20 protein-coding genes and 1 other annotated feature are annotated in these 20,896 nt (G+C 53.8%); of the genes, 13 read left to right on the forward strand and 7 right to left on the reverse strand.

Annotated features, from left to right (window positions below):
- The 4 genes from CBW42_RS06475 (at window position 1) to CBW42_RS06490 (ending at window position 4,826) form a co-directional block, all read left to right on the forward strand.
- Entirely contained in the window at window positions 1–1,575 is a 1,575-nt protein-coding gene (locus tag CBW42_RS06475; RefSeq protein WP_087018919.1) for an acyl CoA:acetate/3-ketoacid CoA transferase, read from the forward strand.
- 215 nt (window positions 1,576–1,790) lie between these two features.
- A complete protein-coding gene (locus CBW42_RS06480) occupies window positions 1,791–2,978 on the forward strand; it encodes an acetyl-CoA C-acetyltransferase (protein ID WP_087018921.1) in 1,188 nt (395 codons plus the stop codon).
- A 96-nt stretch (window positions 2,979–3,074) separates the two neighbouring features.
- The gene (locus tag CBW42_RS06485; protein WP_087018923.1) at window positions 3,075–3,887 is read left to right on the forward strand and encodes an enoyl-CoA hydratase-related protein; all 813 of its coding nucleotides are present in this window, start codon (window positions 3,075–3,077) and stop codon (window positions 3,885–3,887) included.
- A 48-nt stretch (window positions 3,888–3,935) separates the two neighbouring features.
- Window positions 3,936–4,826, forward strand: coding sequence for a 3-hydroxyacyl-CoA dehydrogenase family protein (locus CBW42_RS06490; protein WP_087018925.1), 891 nt, complete (start codon window positions 3,936–3,938; stop codon window positions 4,824–4,826).
- Window positions 4,827–5,252: 426 nt separating this feature from the next.
- Here the strand turns inward: CBW42_RS06490 and CBW42_RS06495 are convergent, their stop codons facing one another.
- Window positions 5,253–5,753: a nucleoside recognition domain-containing protein gene (locus CBW42_RS06495; protein ID WP_242969827.1), complete on the reverse strand. Its 501-nt coding sequence runs from the start codon at window positions 5,751–5,753 to the stop codon at window positions 5,253–5,255.
- 5 nt (window positions 5,754–5,758) lie between these two features.
- Complete coding sequence (locus CBW42_RS06500) at window positions 5,759–6,346, reverse strand: hypothetical protein (protein ID WP_087018929.1); 588 nt, start codon at window positions 6,344–6,346, stop codon at window positions 5,759–5,761.
- 78 nt (window positions 6,347–6,424) lie between these two features.
- Between CBW42_RS06500 and CBW42_RS06505 the strand changes: the two genes are divergently transcribed.
- The gene (locus CBW42_RS06505) at window positions 6,425–6,673 is read left to right on the forward strand and encodes an AbrB/MazE/SpoVT family DNA-binding domain-containing protein (RefSeq protein ID WP_087018931.1); all 249 of its coding nucleotides are present in this window, start codon (window positions 6,425–6,427) and stop codon (window positions 6,671–6,673) included.
- A 65-nt stretch (window positions 6,674–6,738) separates the two neighbouring features.
- Here CBW42_RS06505 and CBW42_RS06510 read toward each other — a convergent pair whose 3' ends face one another.
- Window positions 6,739–7,002: a sporulation transcriptional regulator SpoIIID gene (locus CBW42_RS06510; RefSeq protein WP_087018933.1), complete on the reverse strand. Its 264-nt coding sequence runs from the start codon at window positions 7,000–7,002 to the stop codon at window positions 6,739–6,741.
- A 189-nt stretch (window positions 7,003–7,191) separates the two neighbouring features.
- Complete coding sequence (locus CBW42_RS06515; protein WP_165761090.1) at window positions 7,192–9,009, reverse strand: S-layer homology domain-containing protein; 1,818 nt, start codon at window positions 9,007–9,009, stop codon at window positions 7,192–7,194.
- 254 nt (window positions 9,010–9,263) lie between these two features.
- On the opposite strand from CBW42_RS06515, the gene trkA reads away from it, so the two are divergent.
- Window positions 9,264–10,652, forward strand: a complete 1,389-nt coding sequence (trkA, locus tag CBW42_RS06520; protein WP_087018937.1) for a Trk system potassium transporter TrkA — start codon at window positions 9,264–9,266, stop codon at window positions 10,650–10,652.
- 9 nt (window positions 10,653–10,661) lie between these two features.
- On the forward strand, window positions 10,662–12,134 hold the full coding sequence (locus CBW42_RS06525; RefSeq protein ID WP_087018939.1) for a TrkH family potassium uptake protein: 1,473 nt from the start codon (window positions 10,662–10,664) through the stop codon (window positions 12,132–12,134).
- A gap of 59 nt (window positions 12,135–12,193) precedes the next feature.
- Here the strand turns inward: CBW42_RS06525 and CBW42_RS06530 are convergent, their stop codons facing one another.
- Complete coding sequence (locus CBW42_RS06530; protein WP_087018941.1) at window positions 12,194–12,454, reverse strand: helix-turn-helix domain-containing protein; 261 nt, start codon at window positions 12,452–12,454, stop codon at window positions 12,194–12,196.
- A gap of 128 nt (window positions 12,455–12,582) precedes the next feature.
- Here CBW42_RS06530 and CBW42_RS06535 point away from each other — a divergent pair, with 128 nt between their 5' ends.
- A complete protein-coding gene (locus CBW42_RS06535; RefSeq protein WP_087018943.1) occupies window positions 12,583–12,852 on the forward strand; it encodes a hypothetical protein in 270 nt (89 codons plus the stop codon).
- Between the two features lie 216 nt (window positions 12,853–13,068).
- Here the strand turns inward: CBW42_RS06535 and CBW42_RS06540 are convergent, their stop codons facing one another.
- Entirely contained in the window at window positions 13,069–13,641 is a 573-nt protein-coding gene (locus CBW42_RS06540) for an NAD(P)H-dependent oxidoreductase (protein WP_242969816.1), read from the reverse strand.
- 108 nt (window positions 13,642–13,749) lie between these two features.
- On the reverse strand, window positions 13,750–14,754 hold the full coding sequence (locus CBW42_RS06545; RefSeq protein ID WP_087018945.1) for a Gfo/Idh/MocA family oxidoreductase: 1,005 nt from the start codon (window positions 14,752–14,754) through the stop codon (window positions 13,750–13,752).
- Between the two features lie 338 nt (window positions 14,755–15,092).
- Between CBW42_RS06545 and CBW42_RS06550 the strand changes: the two genes are divergently transcribed.
- The 5 genes from CBW42_RS06550 (at window position 15,093) to CBW42_RS06570 (ending at window position 20,885) form a co-directional block, all read left to right on the forward strand.
- On the forward strand, window positions 15,093–16,625 hold the full coding sequence (locus CBW42_RS06550; RefSeq protein WP_087018947.1) for a sodium:solute symporter family protein: 1,533 nt from the start codon (window positions 15,093–15,095) through the stop codon (window positions 16,623–16,625).
- 73 nt (window positions 16,626–16,698) lie between these two features.
- Window positions 16,699–16,941, forward strand: a binding site (T-box leader).
- A gap of 53 nt (window positions 16,942–16,994) precedes the next feature.
- On the forward strand, window positions 16,995–18,158 hold the full coding sequence (locus CBW42_RS06555) for a YkvI family membrane protein (RefSeq protein ID WP_242969817.1): 1,164 nt from the start codon (window positions 16,995–16,997) through the stop codon (window positions 18,156–18,158).
- A complete protein-coding gene (locus CBW42_RS06560) occupies window positions 18,155–19,240 on the forward strand; it encodes an iron-containing alcohol dehydrogenase family protein (RefSeq protein WP_205703618.1) in 1,086 nt (361 codons plus the stop codon). Before CBW42_RS06555 ends, CBW42_RS06560 begins: the two co-directional genes overlap by 4 nt.
- A 119-nt stretch (window positions 19,241–19,359) precedes the next feature.
- The gene (locus tag CBW42_RS06565; RefSeq protein ID WP_087018951.1) at window positions 19,360–20,040 is read left to right on the forward strand and encodes a YczE/YyaS/YitT family protein; all 681 of its coding nucleotides are present in this window, start codon (window positions 19,360–19,362) and stop codon (window positions 20,038–20,040) included.
- Window positions 20,037–20,885: an amidohydrolase family protein gene (locus tag CBW42_RS06570; protein WP_242969818.1), complete on the forward strand. Its 849-nt coding sequence runs from the start codon at window positions 20,037–20,039 to the stop codon at window positions 20,883–20,885. Before CBW42_RS06565 ends, CBW42_RS06570 begins: the two co-directional genes overlap by 4 nt.
- Window positions 20,886–20,896: the final 11 nt, after the last annotated feature.

A 20,896-nucleotide genomic window follows, 5' to 3' on the forward strand; every position in this document is an offset into this window, starting at 1 on the left:
ATGAGAAAAGTAAAGATTCTGACTCCGGAAGAGGCGGCTCTGCTCATCAACGATGGTGATACCGTCGCAACTTCCGGCTTCGTAAGCTGTGCATGCCCGGAGACTTTGTCCAAGGCTGTTGAAAAGCGTTTCGTAGAGACCGGCCATCCGAAGGACGTTACCCTGTTCTATGCAGCTGGCCAGGGCTGGCGCGGTACCCCGGGCTCCGGCGGCGACCACTTCGCACATGAAGGCATGGTCAAGCGCGTTGTCGGCGGCCACTGGGATCGTGCCCCCGGACTGGGCGCACTCGCTCTTGAGAACAAGATCGAAGCTTATAACCTGCCGCAGGGCGTTATCACCCATATGTACCGCGATATCGCTGCACATAATCTCGGCACCATCACTCATGTCGGCCTGTACACCTTCGCTGACCCGCGCAACGGCGGCGGCAAGCTGAACGACTGCACCAAGGAAGACCTCGTCAAGCTGATCGAGATCGAAGGCCAGGAGCGCCTGCTCTACAAGACCTTCCCGATCGACGTTGTCCTGCTGCGTGCTTCCTACTGCGACGAGCGCGGCAACTGCACCGTACACAGAGAAGTTGGCCCGCTGGACGTCACCGCCATGGCTCAGGCCTGCAAGAACAGCGGCGGTAAGGTTATCGTTCAGGTTGAGAAGATTGTAGCTGCCGGTTCCCTCGATCCGAAGCTGGTCAAGATTCCGGGCATCTACGTTGACGCCGTTGTCATCGGTACCGAAGAGGACAACATGCAGTGCATCGGCGTACCGTACGACGGCTCCGCTGCCGGCGAGTACACCATCCCGCTGGATTCCATCCCGACCATTCCGCTGAATCAGCGCAAGGTTGTTGCGCGCCGTGCTGCTATGGAGCTGCCGAACGATGCAATCGTCAACCTCGGCACCGGTATGCCGGAGCAGATTTCCAATGTTGCGGCTGAAGAAGGTATCGCGGATAAGATGACCCTGACCGTAGAGGCTGGCCCGATCGGCGGCATCCCGCTGGCTGGCCCGCAGTTCGGCGCGTGCTCCAACGCAGAAGCCATTCTGGAGCACAACGTACAGTTCGACTTCTATCAGGGCGGCGGCCTGGATATCGCATTCCTCGGTCTGGCTGAAACCGCTCCGAACGGTGACCTGAACGTATCCAAGTTCGGCACCCGTCTGGCAGGCTGCGGCGGCTTCATCGACATCACCCAGAACGCAAAGAAGGTCTGCTACTGTGGCACCTTCACCGCAAAGGGCCTGAAGGTCAAGGTCGGCGACGGCAAGATCGAAATCGTGCAGGAAGGCGAAAAGAAGAAGTTCGTCAAGGAAGTTGAGCACATCACCTTCTCCGGCATCTATGCGAACAAGGTTCATCAGCCGGTTCTGTACATCACCGAGCGCGCTGTCTTCGAGCTGCGTCCGGAGGGCGTTACCCTGATTGAGATCGCACCGGGCATCGACCTGCAGACCCAGATCCTCGACCAGATGGAATTTGTACCGCAGATCGCTTATCAGGAAGACGGCACCATCAAGCTGATGGACGAGCGTATCTTCCGCGATGAGCCGATGGGCCTCGCAAACGATTGATTGCTGATCAAATAACGCATAACACATGGGTATCTAATTGTTAGTTTTTTAACACTTTCAACTTTTTCACGCTTTTTTTGCGGAAAATACTTGTGAAATATGGCGTTATGATGTACAATAGCAAAGGGTTCAGGGAGAAACACCACTCTACCCTCCCTTATCCTATTGTTATATAACTATCCATTCCTGTAGTGAGAAAAAGGAGAATAGGGCAAATGAATGTGTATATTTGCAGTGCAAAGAGAACCCCGATCGGTTCCTACGGCAAGAGTCTGAAGGATGTTCCGGCTGTTACGCTCGGCGTTACCGCTGCCAAGGCTGCGATTGAGCAGTCCGGCGTTGACGTTGCTGCCATCGATGAGACCATCACCGGCTGCGTCCTCCAGGGCGGTCTGGGTCAGAACATCGGCCGTCAGATCATGGTTGGCGCAGGTCTGCCGATCACCACTCCGGCAATCACCATCAATAAGGTTTGTGCATCCTCCATGCGCGCAATGAGCCTCGCAGCTCAGATCATCAAGTCCGGCGACGACCAGTGCATCATGGCTGGCGGCGCTGAGTCCATGTCCGGTGCACCGTATTATGCAAACAAGGTTCGCTGGGGCGCTCGTATGAACGACATCCAGATGGTCGACCTGATGGTACACGACGGCGTTTGGGATATCTTCAACGGCTACCACATGGGCATCACTGCGGAAAACGTTGCAGAGCAGTACGGCATCACCCGTGAGATGCAGGACGAGCTGGCTTGCGCTTCCCAGGCAAAGGCTGTTGCAGCAATCAAGGCTGGCAAGTTCAAGGACGAGATCGTTCCGGTAGAAGTAAAGCAGAAGAAGAAGACCTTCCTGTTCGACACCGACGAGCATCCGCGTGAGGGCACGACGATGGAGACCCTCGCTGGTCTGCGCCCGGCATTCAAGAAGGACGGCACGGTAACCGCAGGCAACGCTTCCGGCATCAACGATGCAGGCGCTTGCATGATTATCGCTTCTGAGGACTTCGTAAAGGCACACGGCTTGAAGCCGATGGCGAAGATCCGTTCCTACGGTTCTGTCGGCTGCGATCCGTCCATCATGGGCATCGGCCCGATCGAGTCCACCCGTCAGGCACTGTCCCGCGCTGGCCTCACCGTTGCTGATCTCGACCTGATCGAGTCCAACGAAGCATTCGCAGCACAGGCTTGCGCAGTCAACAACACCCTTGGCTTCGACATGGACAAGGTCAATGTAAACGGCGGCGCAATCGCTCTGGGCCATCCGATCGGCGCAGCAGGCTGCCGTATCTCCACCACCCTGCTGTACGAAATGATTAAGCGCGATGCTACCATCGGCCTGGCTACCATGTGCATCGGCGGCGGCATGGGCGAAGCAATCATCCTCGAGCGCGACGAGCTCTGCAAGTAAGCATTATACATTCCACGACATTTTCGAGAGCGGGAAGGCGGAGCATCCGTCTTCCCCTCCTCCCGTGACACAGACATAAAAGGAGATCTTTTACCAATGACTGACGTAAAGGTAGAGAAAAAGGGTAACGTAGCAGTTGTTACCATCGATCATATGCAGGCAATGAACGCCCTGAGCACCGACATGTATGCACAGCTGGAGGAGGCATTCGACTCCGTTGCAGCGATGGAAGACGTTTATGCCGTTGTCCTGACCGGTTCCTCCCGTGTCAACAAGAAGGGCAAGACCGTTCAGTCCTTCGTAGCAGGCGCTGACATCTCCCAGATGTCCACCATGACCGTTGCAGAAGGCAAAGCATTCGGCAACGACTCCAACCGTGTATGCTGGAAGATCGAGAACTTCAAGCGCCCGGTTATCGCTGCAATCAACGGCTTCTGCCTCGGCGGCGGCTGCGAGCTGGCTATGTCCTGCGACATCCGTCTGGCTTCCGCAAACGCTTGCTTCGGTCAGCCTGAGGTTGGTCTGGGCATCACCCCGGGCTGCGGCGGCACCCAGAGACTTGCTCGCCTCGTAGGTCTCGGCAAGGCAAAGGAAATGCTGTACACCGCACGCGGCAACTACACAGCTCAGGACGCAAAGGACATGGGTCTGGTCAACGAAGTATACGAGACCGTTGAAGAGCTGGAAGAGGCTGCTCTCGCTCTGGCACAGGAAATCGCTGCTCAGGCTCCGATCGCAGTCGCTCTGGTCAAGGAAGCTGTCAATGTTGGCATGCAGACCGACCTGAACTCTGCTCTGAAGCTGGAGGGCAACTGCTTTGGCGAATGCTTCGCTACCGAGGATCAGAAGTATGCAATGGCTCATTTCGTAAACAAGAGCCGCGAGCCGAAGGTATTCCAGAACAAGTAATTCGATTCATCACTTGAGACTTGAGATTGAGATAGGAGATTGAGAAACATGAAGGTTACTGTATTTGGTGCCGGCAACATGGGTGCCCGCATTGCTGAAGTTTTCCTGAAGGCTGGCCATGCTGTCACCCTGATTGATATCAAAGAGCAGTTCTGCGAAGGCGGCAAGAAGCGCATCGAGGGCGACCTCGCAGGCGGCGTCAAGAGAGGTAAGATGACCCAGGAGCAGATGGATGCATGCCTGGCTAATCTGACCCTGTCCGTTGACCGCCAGGATGCCGCTGGCTCTGACTTCGTCATGGAAGTTATTCTGGAAAGAATGGATCTCAAGAAGGAGCTTCTGGAAGAGCTCGATTCCATCCTGCCGGAAGACTGCATCATCGGCACCAACACCTCCGCCCTTTCCATCACGGAGATCTCGAACGCTGTTCCGAACCGCTCTGACAAGGTTGTCGGCTGCCACTTCTTCAATCCGGCTCACATCATGAAGCTGGTTGAGGTTACCAAGGGTCTCAAGACCTCTGAGGAGACCTTCAAGAAGGCTTATGACATCATGGCTTCCCTCGGCAAGACCCCGGTACAGGTCAACGAGGGCCCGGGTTTTGTTGTCAACCGCATCCTGATCCCGATGATGAACGAAGCCATCGGCATCTATGCAGACGGCATCGCATCCCCGTCCGACATCGACCTGGCTATGCAGAATGGCGCTGGCATGAAGTCCGGCCCGCTGCACACTGCGGACCTGGTTGGCCATGACATCAACCTCGCAATCATGAACACCCTCTTCACTGAGACCGGCGACCCGAAGTATCGCCCGCATCCGCTGCTGAAGAAGATGGTTCGCGCAGGTTATCTGGGCGTCAAGACCGGCAAGGGCTTCTTCACCTATGATGGCCCGTTCGGCAAGGAAATCCCCGGCGGTGACCTGACGATCAAGTAAAAACAATCGAGTTTGTTTCTGTCCTCCGCAGCTTTTGGCTGCGGAGGATTTTTTATTTATATTTTGCTCCCTGCCGCGCAGATAGATGGCAAAATTTTCTTTTTTGCTGTGATTCGTTAAATTTTTTAATATCAACTGTTTCATTCGAGACATTTTTTCGGATTTTTGTGCAATTTTTTCGTAATTTTTGCCGCGCAGATATCCATTTTTTTCAAATTTTTTATCCGGAAATTTGAGGTTTTTTCCGGTTTTTCCCTTGTTTTGGCAAAAAAATTGTATATTTTATACATTATTTTGAGTAAATCATTTTCTTTTCTTGTACGATAACAAAAATTTTGCTTTCGAGAGCAGGATCATACATTTTTATATTGAAAATATACCATATTTACGGCATAATATAATTAAAAAATAGGGACTTTTGTCCGATTATCCCAGCCAACGCACACAAACAACAGCAGAAATGAACGCTGTAAGGTCTGCAATAAACGCCGCAGGAATTGCATATCTTGTCCGTTTCAGCTGTAAATGACCGCAGTAAATGCCAATCGTGTACATACTGGTCTCAGAGGCGCCCAGCATGACGGCGGCAACCCGTCCGGCATAGCTGTCCACCCCGCAGGTGCGCATGATTTCCTGTCCGAGCGCCAGCCCGCCGCTGCCGCTGAGCGGCTTGAGCAGCACCAGCGCTGCACAGTCTGCCGGTATCCCGGCGAGCGAAAGCAGCGGCTGCATGGCCTGTCCTGCCAGATCGATAAAGCCCGAAGCGCGCAGCATGGTCACTGCCGTCAGCAGCGCGATCATCGTCGGCAGGATGCTCACTGCCGTGCGCAGGCCGCTCTCCACGCCGCGCAGGAAAACCGGAAACACATCGGTTCCCTTTGCCAGTGCATGCACGCCGACAAAGGCAATCAATGCCGGAACCAACATCGCGTTCACGGCTCACGCTCCTTTCTCAGACGGGCAAACAGCCGCGCCGCCGCAAGCCCCGCTGCCACCGAACAGACGGACGCCCCCCACACGGCCGGCATGATGTCGAACGGCTGCTGTGCCCCCAGCGAGGCACGCACGGCTGCCACTGTCGTTGGAATCAACTGGATGGATGTCGTATTGAGCACGACAAAGGTCAACACCTCATCCGGTGTCCCCCTGCGCCCATACAGGTCATACAGCCTGTCTGCTGCGCGCAGGCCGATCGGCGTAGCTGCATTGCTCAGTCCCAACAGGTTCGCCGTGACGTTCGCAGCGATACATTCCATGGTTTCGCGGTCACGCGACGCGCGGTGGAACAGCAATGAAAGCGGGCGACGAAGCACCGATGTGATTTTTTCACACAAACCGGACTGCTGCATCAGTTCCATGACACCGGACCACAATCCCATGAGTCCGACGATGGACAGACACAGCGTAACCGCCTGGTTTGCGCCACCGGTGACTGCGGCAGATACTTCCGCAGTGCGCCCGGTCACACAGGCCGTTATGCACGCCAGCACCATCAGGCTGACCCACAGATAATTCATCATACTAGTTTCACCCTTTCCCTGCTAACACCGCACTCGTTAGCAGCATAATTTTGTACTTATAATAAGGAAGTGATTGCAATGAAATCTACCGGAATTGTACGAAAAGTTGACGAGCTCGGCCGCATCGTTCTCCCCATTGAGCTTCGCAGGACACTTGATATCGAGGTTAAGGATTCGTTGGAAATTTATGTCGACGGCTCCCAGATTATATTGAAGAAATACGAACCTGCCTGTGTATTCTGCGGCAACGCGAAGGATGTCATAAACTTTAAAGGGAAAAACATCTGCCGCAGCTGCCTGCATGAGCTGATGCACACGGAGGGGTGATTGTGCGCACAAACGTATGGAAAGACATACGGGAACCGGTATCCGGTTCCCGTATTTTTTTGCGTTCAGGATGCACCGTCGTCCTCTCCGCGGTATTTCCGCCGGGTTGCCATCCCGCCACGGATGTGGCGCTCCTCCTTGTTTCGCATAAGCACCTCATGTGCCTGCGTGTATAATGGTAAATTCAAGTGATACAGTCGTTCTGTGATATCCTTATGAACGGTCGACTTGCTCACGCCGAACCTTGCTGCGGTCTGCCGCACGGTCGCACCAGTCTCTATCATATACTGTGCCAGCATAACGGCCCGTTCTTCCGGCTGTCCCTTCACATATTTCCCCTCCCGACATGACTTTGTGCTTCATGTCTATGTGAGGGCACTGTGTTTTATACATTTTCTGACGCATTGCAGAAAAAAGACGCAGATTTCCATTTTGGAAAAATCTGCGTCTTTTGTGTGTCCGAACTGGAACCAACGTTCGTTCCGGTTCGGATTTTTATACAGCCTGTCTTCCCGCACTCACGTACCGAAGTAGGAAAAATGCATGTAATCCTTCGAGCTGTTGAACGTGCCGCCCCAACGGAAGCCGTATTTGTTGAAGGTCTTGACCACAATGCCATCTGACGGAATGGAATACGGGTCAACACCCGGCTTCCAATACGATCCGACCATTGCTGTTCCATCGTTTTTGCACTGGTAATTTTCATCCGGATTGATATCCAGCGCCGTGCCGAGGCAGTGCTCCGAGCTTGAATTATCTCCGCGCCACGCATAACCACCAATCGAATAGATCGGGAATTTTTCTCCGCTGGCATAGATTTCCGCAAAAATCTGCTCGATGGTATCGACCAGTGCAATATGAATTTTGAATTTCAGTGTACGCGTATACTTTACGCCCTTGGAATTGATGTCCCATACCTTGACGGTCACCGAAGTCTGGAATTGCTCCGCCTGTGTCTTGCTGGCATATTTGCGTTCTGTCGCCCCGTCACCGAAAATGCGCGCCATACGCTCGTCATACGTTTCGTCGCTGCTGGTCAGTGCCGATCTGCCAGACGGTTCCAGATATTGCATCAGCATAGTCGCTGTTTCCGCACGGGTGGCATTGCCTTTCGGACGGAGCAACAGCTTTCCGTTTTCATTGCTGCCGCTGATAATGCCGCTGCGGATTGCCCAGAGCATCGCATCTTTCGCCCATGCAGATACATTTCCTGCATCGGAAAACCGGATTGTACCGCCGACAAACGGCGCGCCTGCGTCCCGATACAGGAACACGGCAAACTGCTCGCGTGTCACCCGTGCTTCCGGGTCAAATTTTCCATCGCCTGTGCCAGCGGTGACCCCGTTACCGCTCGCCCACTGCACCGCATCATAATACCAAGCATCCGGCGCGACATCCTCGAAGTCCTGTCCGGTTACGGCCTTGTACGTCCCGCACGCCTTTGTATTGGCATACAAGATCTGCACTGCCATCGCGCGGGTCAGCGCATTGTTCGGCATAAACAAGCCTTTATCACCTACCATCAGCTCGTTGTCATAGACGTACTGTACCTTATCGTAAAACCAGTGCTGTCGGGTGACATCGGCAAACAGCTCGTCCACCGGTGCAAGCACTCGGTCGGGATTCCAGCTGCGCCAGCGGATGGTACCGCCATATTGCGTCTTGTTCTGCAGCACAGCATCCCAACCGCTGCCTTCCGCCGGATAATGCACGGTTGCCGTCACATCCTCAAAAATATCATCGCCAAGTGCAGGCGCTGCACCGCGGAAATACAGGCGCTTCAGACTGCCGCAGCCGCTGAATGCTCCCTGTCCAACCGACTGCACGCCTGCCGGAAGGCTGAACTGCTCCAGATCGGTACAGGATGCAAACGCCCAGCTGCCGATGGTTTGCAGCCCGCTGCCGGGCTCTACCGATTTCAGGCTGTAGCACGCATAAAATGCATCTCTGCCAATTGACTTCACGCTGTCCGCAATCGTCACTTCTTCCAGATTTTCACACCAGCTGAACGCATCGTCCGCAATGCTGGTCACGCCATCTGCAACGACAAGCTGTTTGATCGAAGCACAGCTGTCCTGCCAGCCGAATGCACCGTCCGCCATCTCACCTGTGCCGGAAATGGTGAGTGTTCCGGTGTTGTCCAGCTTCCATGTCAGGTTTGTACCACACGCGCCGCCGGAAGCGCCCTTTTCCTGCGTCATCTGCTGTACAAATGCGGGAATCTGCTCGGCCACATTGTCGCTGTACACGGCACTGCTGTCCGCTGCAAACGCAGGCATCGTGCCTGCCAGCAGGAAAACAGCACTCATATACCCTGCCAGTATCCTGTTTTTCATACGATTTCCTCCCTTTTTTGTGCAAAGATACACCTTCATTATACCGGTTTTCCGATAGGCTGACAAGCATTCCCTTTGCTGCCGGCTGCCGCATAAACAGACAGATATCCCCTGTTTCCACACACCGCGGGGAGAAATTTAGCGGTGATTTTGCAGATTACTGATGCTTTTTTTGCCGCGGAGTGGTATAGTATGATTGGATATTATCCTGCATTTTCTCTGCCGAACCGGCAGACAAGGAGGTAACCGGAACCATGCTGAAAAAAAAGGGGCCTGCTGCGCAGGGCCTGAAAATAATTATTGTCGGCTGCGGCAAGGTCGGTTCGACGCTTGTCCAGCAGCTCAGCCGCGAAGGGCACGACATCACCATCATTGACAAAGATGCCGCGGCAATTACCGAGCTTGCCAATCTCTATGATATCATGGGTATCGTCGGCAACGGCGCAAGCTACAGTGTCCAGATCGAGGCCGGTATCAAAAACGCCGATCTGCTCATCGCCGTGACGGATTCGGATGAGCTGAACCTGCTCTGCTGCACGATTGCAAAGCGTGTGGGTGACTGCTCTGCCATTGCGCGCGTGCGCACACCGGATTACAGCCAGGAGGTTGGCTATCTGCGCGACCGTCTCGGCCTCGCCATGATTATCAATCCGGAGCTGGAGGCTGCCCGCGAAGCAGCACGCATTCTGTACCTGCCGACCGCGCTGGAGGTCAACTCATTTGCGCACGGACAGGCGGAGATGATTAAATTTAAAATCCCGGAAGGCAACATCCTCGACGGTATGACCATCGCCTATCTCGGTCAGCACATCACCAATGCCGTGCTGATCTGTGCAATTGAACGCGGTGGAGAGGTTTATATCCCGTCCGGTGATTTCCGTATGGCGGAGGGCGATGTCCTTTCTTTTGTCGCACCGCGCAAAATGACACGCTCCTTCCTCGAAGCAGTCGGCTTCAAGACCAACCGCGTCAAAAATGCCATGATTATCGGCGGCGGCAAGAGTGCCTATTATCTCGCGCAGCAGCTGATCCATATGGGTATTGAGGTCAAAATTATTGAGATCAACCGCGCACGCTGTGAGGAACTGAGCATCCTGCTGCCGAAAGCGATTATCATCAACGGCGACGGCACAGACGAAGAGCTGCTCAAAGAAGAGGGCATCCATTATACGGAATCCTTCGTCGCACTGACTGGCATTGACGAGGAAAATATCTTGCTGACGCTGTACGCCAAGCAGGTCTCCAAGGCAAAGGTCATCACAAAGATCAATCGCATTACATTCAAGGGTGTCATCAATCAGCTCGATCTCGGCAGTGTGGTCTATCCGCGCTTTATCACATCAGAGGCCATCATCGCCTATGTCCGCGCGAAAAAGAATTCCACCAACAGCAACATTGAAACACTGTACCACATGTTTGACTCCCGTGTGGAAGCGATTGAATTCCGTGTGGATCAGCCGTCCGCTGTAACAGACCGCGCGCTCATGAATCTTCCGCTCAAGAAAAATCTCCTTGTGGCGTGCATCAACCGCAATGGCCGCATTCTGATCCCCACCGGACAGGACTGCATCAAAGTCGGCGATACGGTCATGATTGTCACCAAGCACGAGGGGCTTGTAGACATCCGCAATATTCTGGAGTGATGCCGTGCCATGAATAAATCAATGATTCGATATATCCTCGGTTCTGTTCTGAAGATCGAGGGCACCCTTCTCCTGCTCCCCTGCCTGACGGCAGTCATTTATCAGGAGTCCGAGGGCATTTATTTTCTGCTGACCGCAGCACTGTGTGTTGCGCTCGGCATGGCAATGACCTTCCGCAAGCCAAAGACCAGTATTTTCTATCTCAAGGAGGGCTGTATTGCCACCTCGCTGAGCTGGATTTTTCTCAGTCTGTTTGGCTGCCTGCCATTTTATATCAGCGGAGAAATCCCGTCGTTTACCAATGCGCTGTTTGAAACCATTTCCGGCTTTACCACAACCGGTGCAAGCATTCTGGAGGATGTGGAGGCGCTGTCGCACTGTACGCTGCTCTGGCGCAGCTTTACACACTGGATCGGCGGCATGGGCGTGCTGGTGTTCCTGCTGGCCATTATCCCGCTGAGCGGCGGCTCCAACATCAATCTGATGCGCGCGGAAAGCCCCGGCCCGTCAGTCGGCAAGCTGGTGCCGAAAATGCGCTATACCGCCCGCCTGCTGTACGGCATCTATATCGGGCTGACTGTAATAGAAATTGTCCTGCTGCTCGCCGGACATATGCCGCTGTTTGATTCGCTGTGTACTGCCTTCGGCACAGCAGGCACCGGCGGCTTTGGTATCAAAAATGACAGCCTGATCGGCTATTCCTCTTATATTCAATGGGTGGTCACGATCTTTATGGTGCTGTTCGGTGTCAACTTCAATGCCTATTATTTCCTGCTGTTCCGCCAGTTCAAAAAAGCACTCAGCATGGAGGAAGTCCGCTATTACTTCCTGATTATCTTCACCGCAGTCGCCGTCATCGCCTTCAACATCCACAGCATGTGTGCGGGCGCATTCGATGCGATTTCCAAGGCAGCCTTTCAGGTGGCATCTATCATCACGACAACCGGCTTTTCTTCGGCGAATTTCGACCTGTGGCCGCAGACAAGCAAGACAATTCTCGTCCTGCTGATGTTTGTCGGCGCCTGTGCGGGCAGCACCGGCGGCGGCATCAAAGTATCCCGTTTCGTCATCCTGTGTAAGACGGTCGTCAAGGAACTCAGCTCCTATATCCACCCCAAAATCATTCGCAAGGTGAAGGTAGACGGCAAGCCGGTGGAACACGAGGTAGTCCGCGCAACCAATGTGTACTTTATCACGTTTATGATCCTGTTTTCCTTCTCAGTTCTCGCACTTTCGTTTGAAGGCAAGGATCTGGTCACGAACTTCACCGCTGTGGCGGCAACCATCAACAACATTGGCCCGGGTCTCGAGCTGGTCGGCCCGACGCAGAACTTCATGCACTTTACTGTATTTTCCAAATATGTGCTGATGTTCGACATGCTTGCGGGCAGACTGGAGCTGTTCCCGCTGCTCATCCTGTTGCACCCGACCGTGTGGAAGGACATGCTCTCCCAACGCAGGCCAAAAAAATTGGACAGATAAAAACAGAAATGACGTTTTCCGAAAGCATTCTTCCGGAGAACGTCATTTTTTTACTCTTTTTATTGTGCCGCAGCGTCTTTCGGCCGCACATATTCAATCAGTTCGCCCACACCAATGTCAAGATACCAGCACAGCTTACAGATCAGTCCCGCATCCAATCTCTGAAATTCGTCGCGGCAATAGCGGTTGAAATTTGCGCGCGGAATATCCAATGCCTTGCAGACCTGATTTTTAGAAATCCCACGCTCCTTCAAAATCTGCTCAATGCGGAAGGTCAGTTTGCCATAATCGGTATCCAGTGGTAATTCTTCGTGATTCATACTATGTTCCCTCTTTACTTTCCTGAGAACAGTATATATAATAAATACATATTCCATAATTCACTATTTAGCAATTCACTTTACAGCACCTTACTATATAGTGAACTTATATATACGGAAGAACCACAATGAATCAAACATGTGCATTTTTTGGTCATCGGGATATCTGCACGGATATCTGCGTGCCGCTGGAAGTTCAAATTCGCCGCGTCGTGACAGAGTTTGGCGTTTCTACCTTTTGGTGCGGCGGCATGGGCGCATTTGACATGTTCGCTGCAAGCGCTGTGAAGCACTTGCAAACAGAATTTCCCCATCTGCGTCTCCTGCTGGTGCTCGCCTATCTTCCTGCGCAGAGTGCAGAAATTCCCGACATATACGATGGATCCCTCTACCCGTAAGGTCTGGAAACCGTCCCCCGACGCTTCGCTATCACGAAAAGAAACCAATGGATGGTAAATCACTGTGATCTGCTTCTCACTTGTGTCAACTGCACCTGCGGAGGGGCATATACAGCCTTTCATTCTGCCATACAGAAGGGAAAACCGGTCATCAATCTCGGCAGTCTCTCCGAATAAAAACAGGCGCGCGGCGGTTCACTCCGCTGCGCGCCCCTGTTATGCCAGCAGCTCCGCTTCTGCCTGTTTCAGAATTGCTTCGGCATCCGCGCCGACAATGTCCAGCCCTTCCGCGCGGAATTCCTGTGTTTGCGCAATGCCGAACAGCCCGGCCAGTGCACGGACATAGTCATATCCGAAATTATTTTCTCCGATGAAGCCGCCCGCCGTCGTGATATAGGTCAGGCGCTTTGCGCGGCACAATCCCTCCGGCGTGCCGTCCACCTGATACCGGAAGGTCAGGTCGACAATACTGACCGCCTCCAGATAGCATTTCAGCGCCGCAGGAAAGCTCATATCCCAATACGGCGCGGCGATGACAATTTCATCCGCCTTGCGGAAATCACGCGCATAGCGGAACATATCATGCTCCAGATGCCCTTCACTGATCAGGCGGTCACGGCGGGCAAGCGAACCGGTATCCAGACCACGCAGCCCTTCTTCCTCCAGAATGACCTCTTTCACCTCATACGGTTCCTCCCGGCACAGCCGGACAACAAACGCACGCCCCAGGCGGTTGGTACGCGAGGTCTCGCGCCGCACGCACGCATTGACAAACAACAGCTTTTTCAAAATCGTTCCCTCCGATACAGCTTCCTTCCAAATAGTATACCACAAATACGCCGTGCGATACAAAAAGCCGCAGCCTGTTTCCAGACCACGGCAATCTCTTATATTTGGTTACTTCTTTCCGTCGAGATACGCCTGATGCAGCTGCAAGCAGAATTTCAGGCCCATTGTGCCGTCGTGTGCGGTGGCTTCCGGTTTGTGCCCGGTGCGCACGCAGTCGACAAAATCATTCATCTCTGCCTCAAACGCATCGCGCCAGCGCGCAAGGAAACTCTCCTGGCATTCCTCGACATACCCTGCCTCGGTGAACGACGAGACATAGTTTTTGCGCGGCACACTGTTGACGCGAATGGTTCCCTTTGTGCCGACAATTTCACTCTCAACATGACTGCATGTTGCGGTTCTGCCGACCTGAATAAAGGCAGTCGTATTGTTGTCGAACTTTGTCAGCGAGAAGCCGTTGTCGTAGTCGTTGTAATCCGCGAGTTCCGTGCACACATAGGCATCACCGGTCGCATACGACTCCACCGGCTCGCCTTCAAGGAACCAGCGCGCGAGGTCTGCATCATGACTGCCCATCTCGATGAACCACGGAACATAAATGCCCTTTTTAACGCCCTCCAGATGTCCCGGCAGGACAGAAGCCGGGTCGAGTGAAACGCCCTTAAATGCAATCGGCGTGCCAATGACACCTGCCCGAATCTTTTGCTTTGCGTCCGCATAAGACGGGTCAAAGCGGCGCATAAAGCCAACCGTAAAGAACTTGCCTGTATTTTCTGCCGCCGCCTGTTCGATCTCCGCACAGTCTTCCAATGTCTTTGCCAGCGGCTTTTCGCAGAATACATGCTTGTTTGCATGGCAGGCAGCCAGGCATGCCTCCTTGTGTGCATCTGCGCCGGTCGCCACAACAATCGCGTCAATGTCCGGATTTGCCACCATATCTGCGACGTTCGTATAGCCGAGTGGAATATGAAATTCTTCCTGTACGGCCTTTACCTTGCTCTCCGTGCGCGCACACACCGCAAGCATCTCCGCATACGGATTGCGCACAAGGTTTGTCAGATGCATTTTTCCCATCATGCCGATGCCGACAACGCCAAATGTTACCTTTTTCATATTCTTCTTTCATATTCTTCTCTCCTGAATATCCGATTTTCCCGCCTGTTGCGGATGCCAGAAGTGATTGTTTCAATATACCACTTTCTGTAGATATCGTACTATATTTTCATCGGAAAAGCATTACACATTTGTGCGCAGTTATTACGAAAATATGCTGTCTTTTGAGGCGCCAAAGACGCGCTGTTTTGTAGATGTTGCTGTATCTGTCTGCGTGAAATCAGCTGTTGCGCTTGACTTCATTACTTTTATGTGTTAAAGTATATTTGCTCTGTTACACTTGATAGCCTTATGGCACAGGTGGACAGGCAGTTTCAGAGAAAGAGGGAGGATTTTTTGTGAAGTTACTCGTACTTATCATCTATTTCGCCGTTCTGATCGGCATCGGCCTGTATTGCCGCCGGCATGCAACCGACGTCGATGGCTTTGTCCTCGGCGGACGTTCGGTCGGCCCGTGGCTGACCGCCTTTGCCTATGGCACATCGTATTTTTCTGCCGTCATCTTTGTCGGCTATGCAGGACAGTTTGGCTGGAAATATGGCCTTGCGTCCACCTGGATCGGCATTGGCAATGCGCTCATCGGCTCACTGCTCGCCTGGGTCATCCTCGGACGCCGCACGCGCATCATGACGCAGCACCTGGATTCTGCAACCATGCCGGCATTCTTCGGCACGCGCTTTGACAGCCCGGCACTCAAGGTCGGCGCATCCGTCATTATTTTCATTTTCCTGATTCCGTACACCGCCTCGCTGTACAACGGCCTGTCCCGTCTGTTCGGCATGGCATTCAACATCGATTATACGGTCTGCATCGTCCTCATGGCGATTCTGACTGCCATTTATGTCATTGCGGGCGGCTATATGGCGACCGCAATCAACGATTTTATTCAGGGCATCATCATGCTGGTCGGCATCGTCGCTGTCATTGCCGCAGTTCTGGCGAGCAAGGGCGGCTTTATGGAAGCTGTCCGCGGCCTTGCCGAAATCACCGATGAAACCGCATCCCCCCAGCCGGGTGTCTTCGCATCGTTCTTCGGTCCCGACCCGCTGAATCTGCTCGGTGTCATCATCCTGACCAGTCTCGGCACCTGGGGTCTGCCGCAGATGGTACAGAAATTCTATGCCATCAAGGATGAGGCTGCCATCCAGAAGGGCACCATGATTTCCACCCTGTTCGCACTGGTTGTCTCCGGCGGCTGTTATTTTCTCGGCGGTTTCGGACGGCTGTTCTCCGAACAGATCGACATCGCGGCGGACGGCTATGACGCCGTCATTCCGACCATGCTGTCCAACCTGTCCCCCCTGCTCATCGCGCTGGTTGTCATCCTCGTGCTGTCCGCATCCATGTCTACGCTGTCTTCACTTGTCATGGCATCCAGCTCTACGCTGACCATTGACTTCCTCAAGGGTACGTTCATGAAGAAGATGAACCAGAAGCAGCAGCTGATGTGGATCCGCGCATTTATCTTTGTCTTTATCGCCATTTCGGCTATTATCGCGATTATCCAGTACAAGAGCAACGTCACCTTCATCGCACAGCTGATGGGCATTTCGTGGGGCGCACTCGCAGGTGCCTTCCTCGCGCCGTTCCTGTACGGTCTGTACTGGAAACGCACCTCGAAAGCAGCATGTTGGGTCAGCTTCATCTTTGGCTGTGTCCTGATGGTAGCAAACATGCTGTTCCGTTCGAGTTTCCCGGTTCTGCTCCAGTCCCCGATCAACTGCGGCGCACTGGCCATGATCGCAGGCCTGATTCTCGTTCCGATTGTCAGCCTGTTTACCCCGGCACCCAACCAGCAACTGGTTGAGGAAACCTTCGCCTGCTACAACAAAGACACCGTTGTTCCGCAGAAAACCGCACTCGGCAAATAAAATTCCGCCTTTTCGCTGCAACGCCCTTGCCTTCCCAGCTGTTCTGTGCTAGACTAAAGCTGTTAATCAAACATCCAAACCGATGACTGAGAAGAGTACATATGGCAAAATGGATTCAGAGAACTGCCGGTTGGTGCAAGGCATTCCCGCAGCCATGTCGAATGGACTCAGGAGGGCAAACCGAACGGGAAACCCAGTAGGGGCGACGGAGGACGTCTCCGTTACCAAACGATACACGTAATCGCGTGGAATGAAGTGGGCATAGCGCGCTATGCCAAACCGGGTGGTACCGCAGGAATTCACTCCTGTCCCAGTATTTGGGACAGGAGTTTTTTTATGCCGCTTCTGCCGCGCACAGGAGGTAAGACCATGAAAAATAACCGGACACATGCCCTTGCATGGGGCATCGCCTTCGTCGGCTTCACAACGCAGTTCGGCGGCGGCTTTGCATCAGGCGCACAGATTTACCAGTACTTTATTCATTACGGTATCTGGGGGCTCGTCATGCCGTTTCTCGCACAGTTCCTGATGTCGCTGTTTTACTGGTATGGCATGCGCTATGCCTTCCGCAACAAAACCTATGATTACCGCAGCTTTTCCGACAGTTTTTACGGAAAATTCCGCGTTGTATTCTCCAACCTCTATGAGATCGAATACATTGTCATGATCTGTATGGCGCCCGCCGTCGCCTTTGCCACCGGCGGCGCAACGCTCAACAAGCTGACCGGTCTGCCCTATCTGCTGTGCACGCTGGTCATCGGTATTTTCATCTTCGTTATCACACTGTTCGGCACCGAACTGGTTCGCAAATGCTCCTCTGTGCTGTCCATCCTGATTATTGTCGGACTGCTGCTCGTGCTTGTGCCCAACATCATCGCACAGTGGGACACGATCACGGACTCTGTTCAGCGCATGGCAGCCGGCGCACTCCCGGTCGGCTCACAGCAGAGCGGCAGCTTTGGAAGCGCATTGTGGTCTGCCTGTGTCTATGGAATCTTCCAGATCACTGCCATCGGCCTGATGTATCAGCACACCAGCAAGCTGGAAGAGGAAAAGGATGTCGGCCGTTCGATGATCTACATGTTCCTCGTCGATGCATTTGTCATGGAGCTGGCAGTGGTCGGACTGCTCGCCATTGCCTTCCGTCCGGAGCTGGCGGAATATGACGTTCCAATGCTGCTGCTCGTACAGACCGGTGTTGGTGCAAAAATTCTCACGCCGATTATCTCCATCCTGATTATCCTCGGCGCGGTATCCACCGGTGTCAACATGATTGCTGGCATTGTCACGCGCACCGTCAACCAGCTGGAAAAAAAGCAGGATACCGTTTCCAGCTCGAAGCACCGGCTGTACAGCACGCTCTCCGCACTGGCATTTACACTGCTCGCCTTTGCGGTCGCGCAGTTCGGTTTAATCCCGCTGGTCAAGCGCGGCTATTCGTACATCGGCTACGCGACCATGTTTGTCATCGCCATTCCGTTCATCCTGCATTTTATTGCGGATCACTGTAAGAAGGGAGCTTCTGCCAAATGAAACTGGAGAATTATGAGCTGCATCTCCCGAGCTATTCCATCGGAGATAAAATCTACCGCAACATCGGCCCGGTCTGCTCGTCCTATGGCAAGACTGTCCTTATCATCGGCGGAGAAAAAGCCCTCGCCGCAGCAGAACAGAAAATCCGCGAAGCTGTCGCACAGACGGAACTGGAAATCATCGGCGTGGAGCTGTTCGGTGACGACTGTACCTACCGCAATGTTGAACGCCTGCGTGCACTGCCGGTCTACCGGCAGGCGGACATGGTGTTCGCTGTCGGCGGCGGCAAGGCACTGGATACCAGCAAATGCCTGTGCATTGAAGACGACAAGCCGATTTTCACCTTCCCGACCATCGCATCCAACTGTGCCGCATGTACATCTGTTTCCATCATGTACAACGACGACGGCACATTCCTAAAACCGCATTTCTTCATCCGCCCCGCGATGCACGCCTTTATTGATACGGAAATCATCGCCAAGGCGCCCGCACAGTACATGTGGGCGGGCATGGGTGACACCTATGCGAAATACTATGAAGCGACCATTTCCTCGCGTGACGAGCTTCTGGAGCACTATACGGCACTCGGCGTGAACATCAGCCGCATGTGCCGCGACCCGCTGGTTCGCTTCGGCGCAAAGGCCTTCGCTGACCACAAGCAGGGAATGGTCTCTTATGAGCTGGAGCAGGTCGTACTCGCCATTGTCGTGACGACCGGCATCGCGTCCATTTTCCTGACGCGCGACTTCACGCCGGATTACAACAGCGGCCTTGCGCATGCAGTATTCTATGCGCTCACCGCCTATCCGGTCATCGAACAGCGCCACCTGCACGGCGAAGTCGTCGGCTTTGGCATCCTGATCGCGCTGCTGTGCGATGGGCAGGAGGATGAATTCCAGACCATCTATGCGCTCAACAAAGCGGTCGGGCTGCCCGTCCGGCTGTCAGATATCGAAATTTCCCGCGAACAGTTCGCCGCAATTGAGCCTCAGATCATGCAGATGTCCGACATCCGGCACTATCCATATCCAGTGACGGTGGATATGCTGCGCGCCGCCATCGACCGTCTGGAGCAAATGTAAGCCCTCTTACGCTTTCGTACAAAAAGTGGTATACTGGAGTGTATCCGGTATGCCGCTTTTTTGCCGTATGCCTGTGTTTGATTCATTTATCACCCATCACCAAAGATTCAGGAGTATTCATGCAGAAAAAAGAACTCACCAAACGCTATGTGCTGTTTATCATCAGCCTGTTTTTCGCGGCGCTCGGCGTCGCCATTACCAAAAAGGGAGAACTCGGTGTCTCACCGATTTCCTCCGTCGCCAACGTACTCAGCCTGCGCTTTCCCTCTCTGTCGCTCGGCAACTGGCTGATTTTGTGGAACTGTGTGCTCATCATCGGGCAGATTGTCATTCTGCGCCGGAAATTCCAGTGGATTCAGCTGCTTCAGGTACCGCTGTCCTTCCTGTTCGGCTGGTTTACCGACCTCGGTATGTGGCTGATTTCATGGTTTACCGTCGACGCCTATCCGATGCGCCTGCTGATGGTTGTCATCGGCACAATTGTACTCGGCTTCGGCGTTTCTCTCGCCGTCATTGCGAATGTCATCATGAATTCCGGGGAAGCTTTTGTCAAGGCACTCTCGGATACCATTCATGTGGAATTCGGCAATGTCAAAATCGGCTTTGATATCAGCTGTGTCATTCTCGCAGTGATTTTATCCCTGCTGTTCTTCAATTTTACGATTCAGGGCACACGCGAGGGCACTATTATCGCGGCATGCTGCACCGGACTGGTGGTAAAATTCTTCAGCCGCAGGCTGAAAGCGCCGCTTGATGCCGCACTGACCGGCTGTTCCAATGAGGAGGAACCCATCTCATGATGATTGATTTTCATGCACATACCTTCCCGTCCAAAATCGCGGAGGGTGTGCTGCAAAAGCTCCAAAAGCTGTCGCGTTCCAAGCCCTATACCGACGGCACAACGGACGGGCTGCGCCGTTCGATGGATCGCGCACACATCGATGTTTCCATCCTGCTCCCGGTCATGACCAACACCGGACAGGTGCATAAGCTCAATGAAGCGGCCGCGCGCGCCAATGAGCATTGGCAGGAAACCGGCCTGCTGTCGTTCGGCGGTATGCATCCAGATACGCCGGACTATCGTGCGGAGCTGGCACACGTGCAGGACATGGGACTGCGCGGCATCAAAATCCATCCCGCTTATCAGGATACGGACTTTGATGACATCCGTTTTCTGCGCATCATCGACCGTGCTTCCGAGCTGGGGCTGATTGTCCTGACGCATGCAGGCTGGGACATCGGAATTCCACACCACAACTACTGTACGCCGCAGCAAATCCAACATGTCATGCGCGAGATCGCACCGGACAAGCTGGTACTCGCGCACATGGGCGGCTGGTCGGACTGGAATGCTGTCGAGCAGGAGCTGGCAGGTCTGCCGCTGTATTTCGATACAGCATTTTCCACCGGTGAAATTGTCGCCGCGCCGGGCACGACGCGCACGCCGGAGGAATCACACAATCTGAACCACGCAGCCTTCGCCCGTCTGGTACGCCGCCACGGCACAAAGCGCGTCCTGTTCGCGACCGACAGCCCGTGGAGCGACCAGAAGGAAACGCTGGAGTTTGTCCAAAACGCAGGCTTTTCCGAGGAGGAACTTGCCGATCTTCTGGGAAACAACGCACAAAAGCTGCTCGGCATCTGACGCCTTTCCCG

Source organism: Butyricicoccus porcorum (assembly GCF_002157465.1).
GTDB classification, from domain to species: domain Bacteria; phylum Bacillota; class Clostridia; order Oscillospirales; family Butyricicoccaceae; genus Butyricicoccus_A; species Butyricicoccus_A porcorum.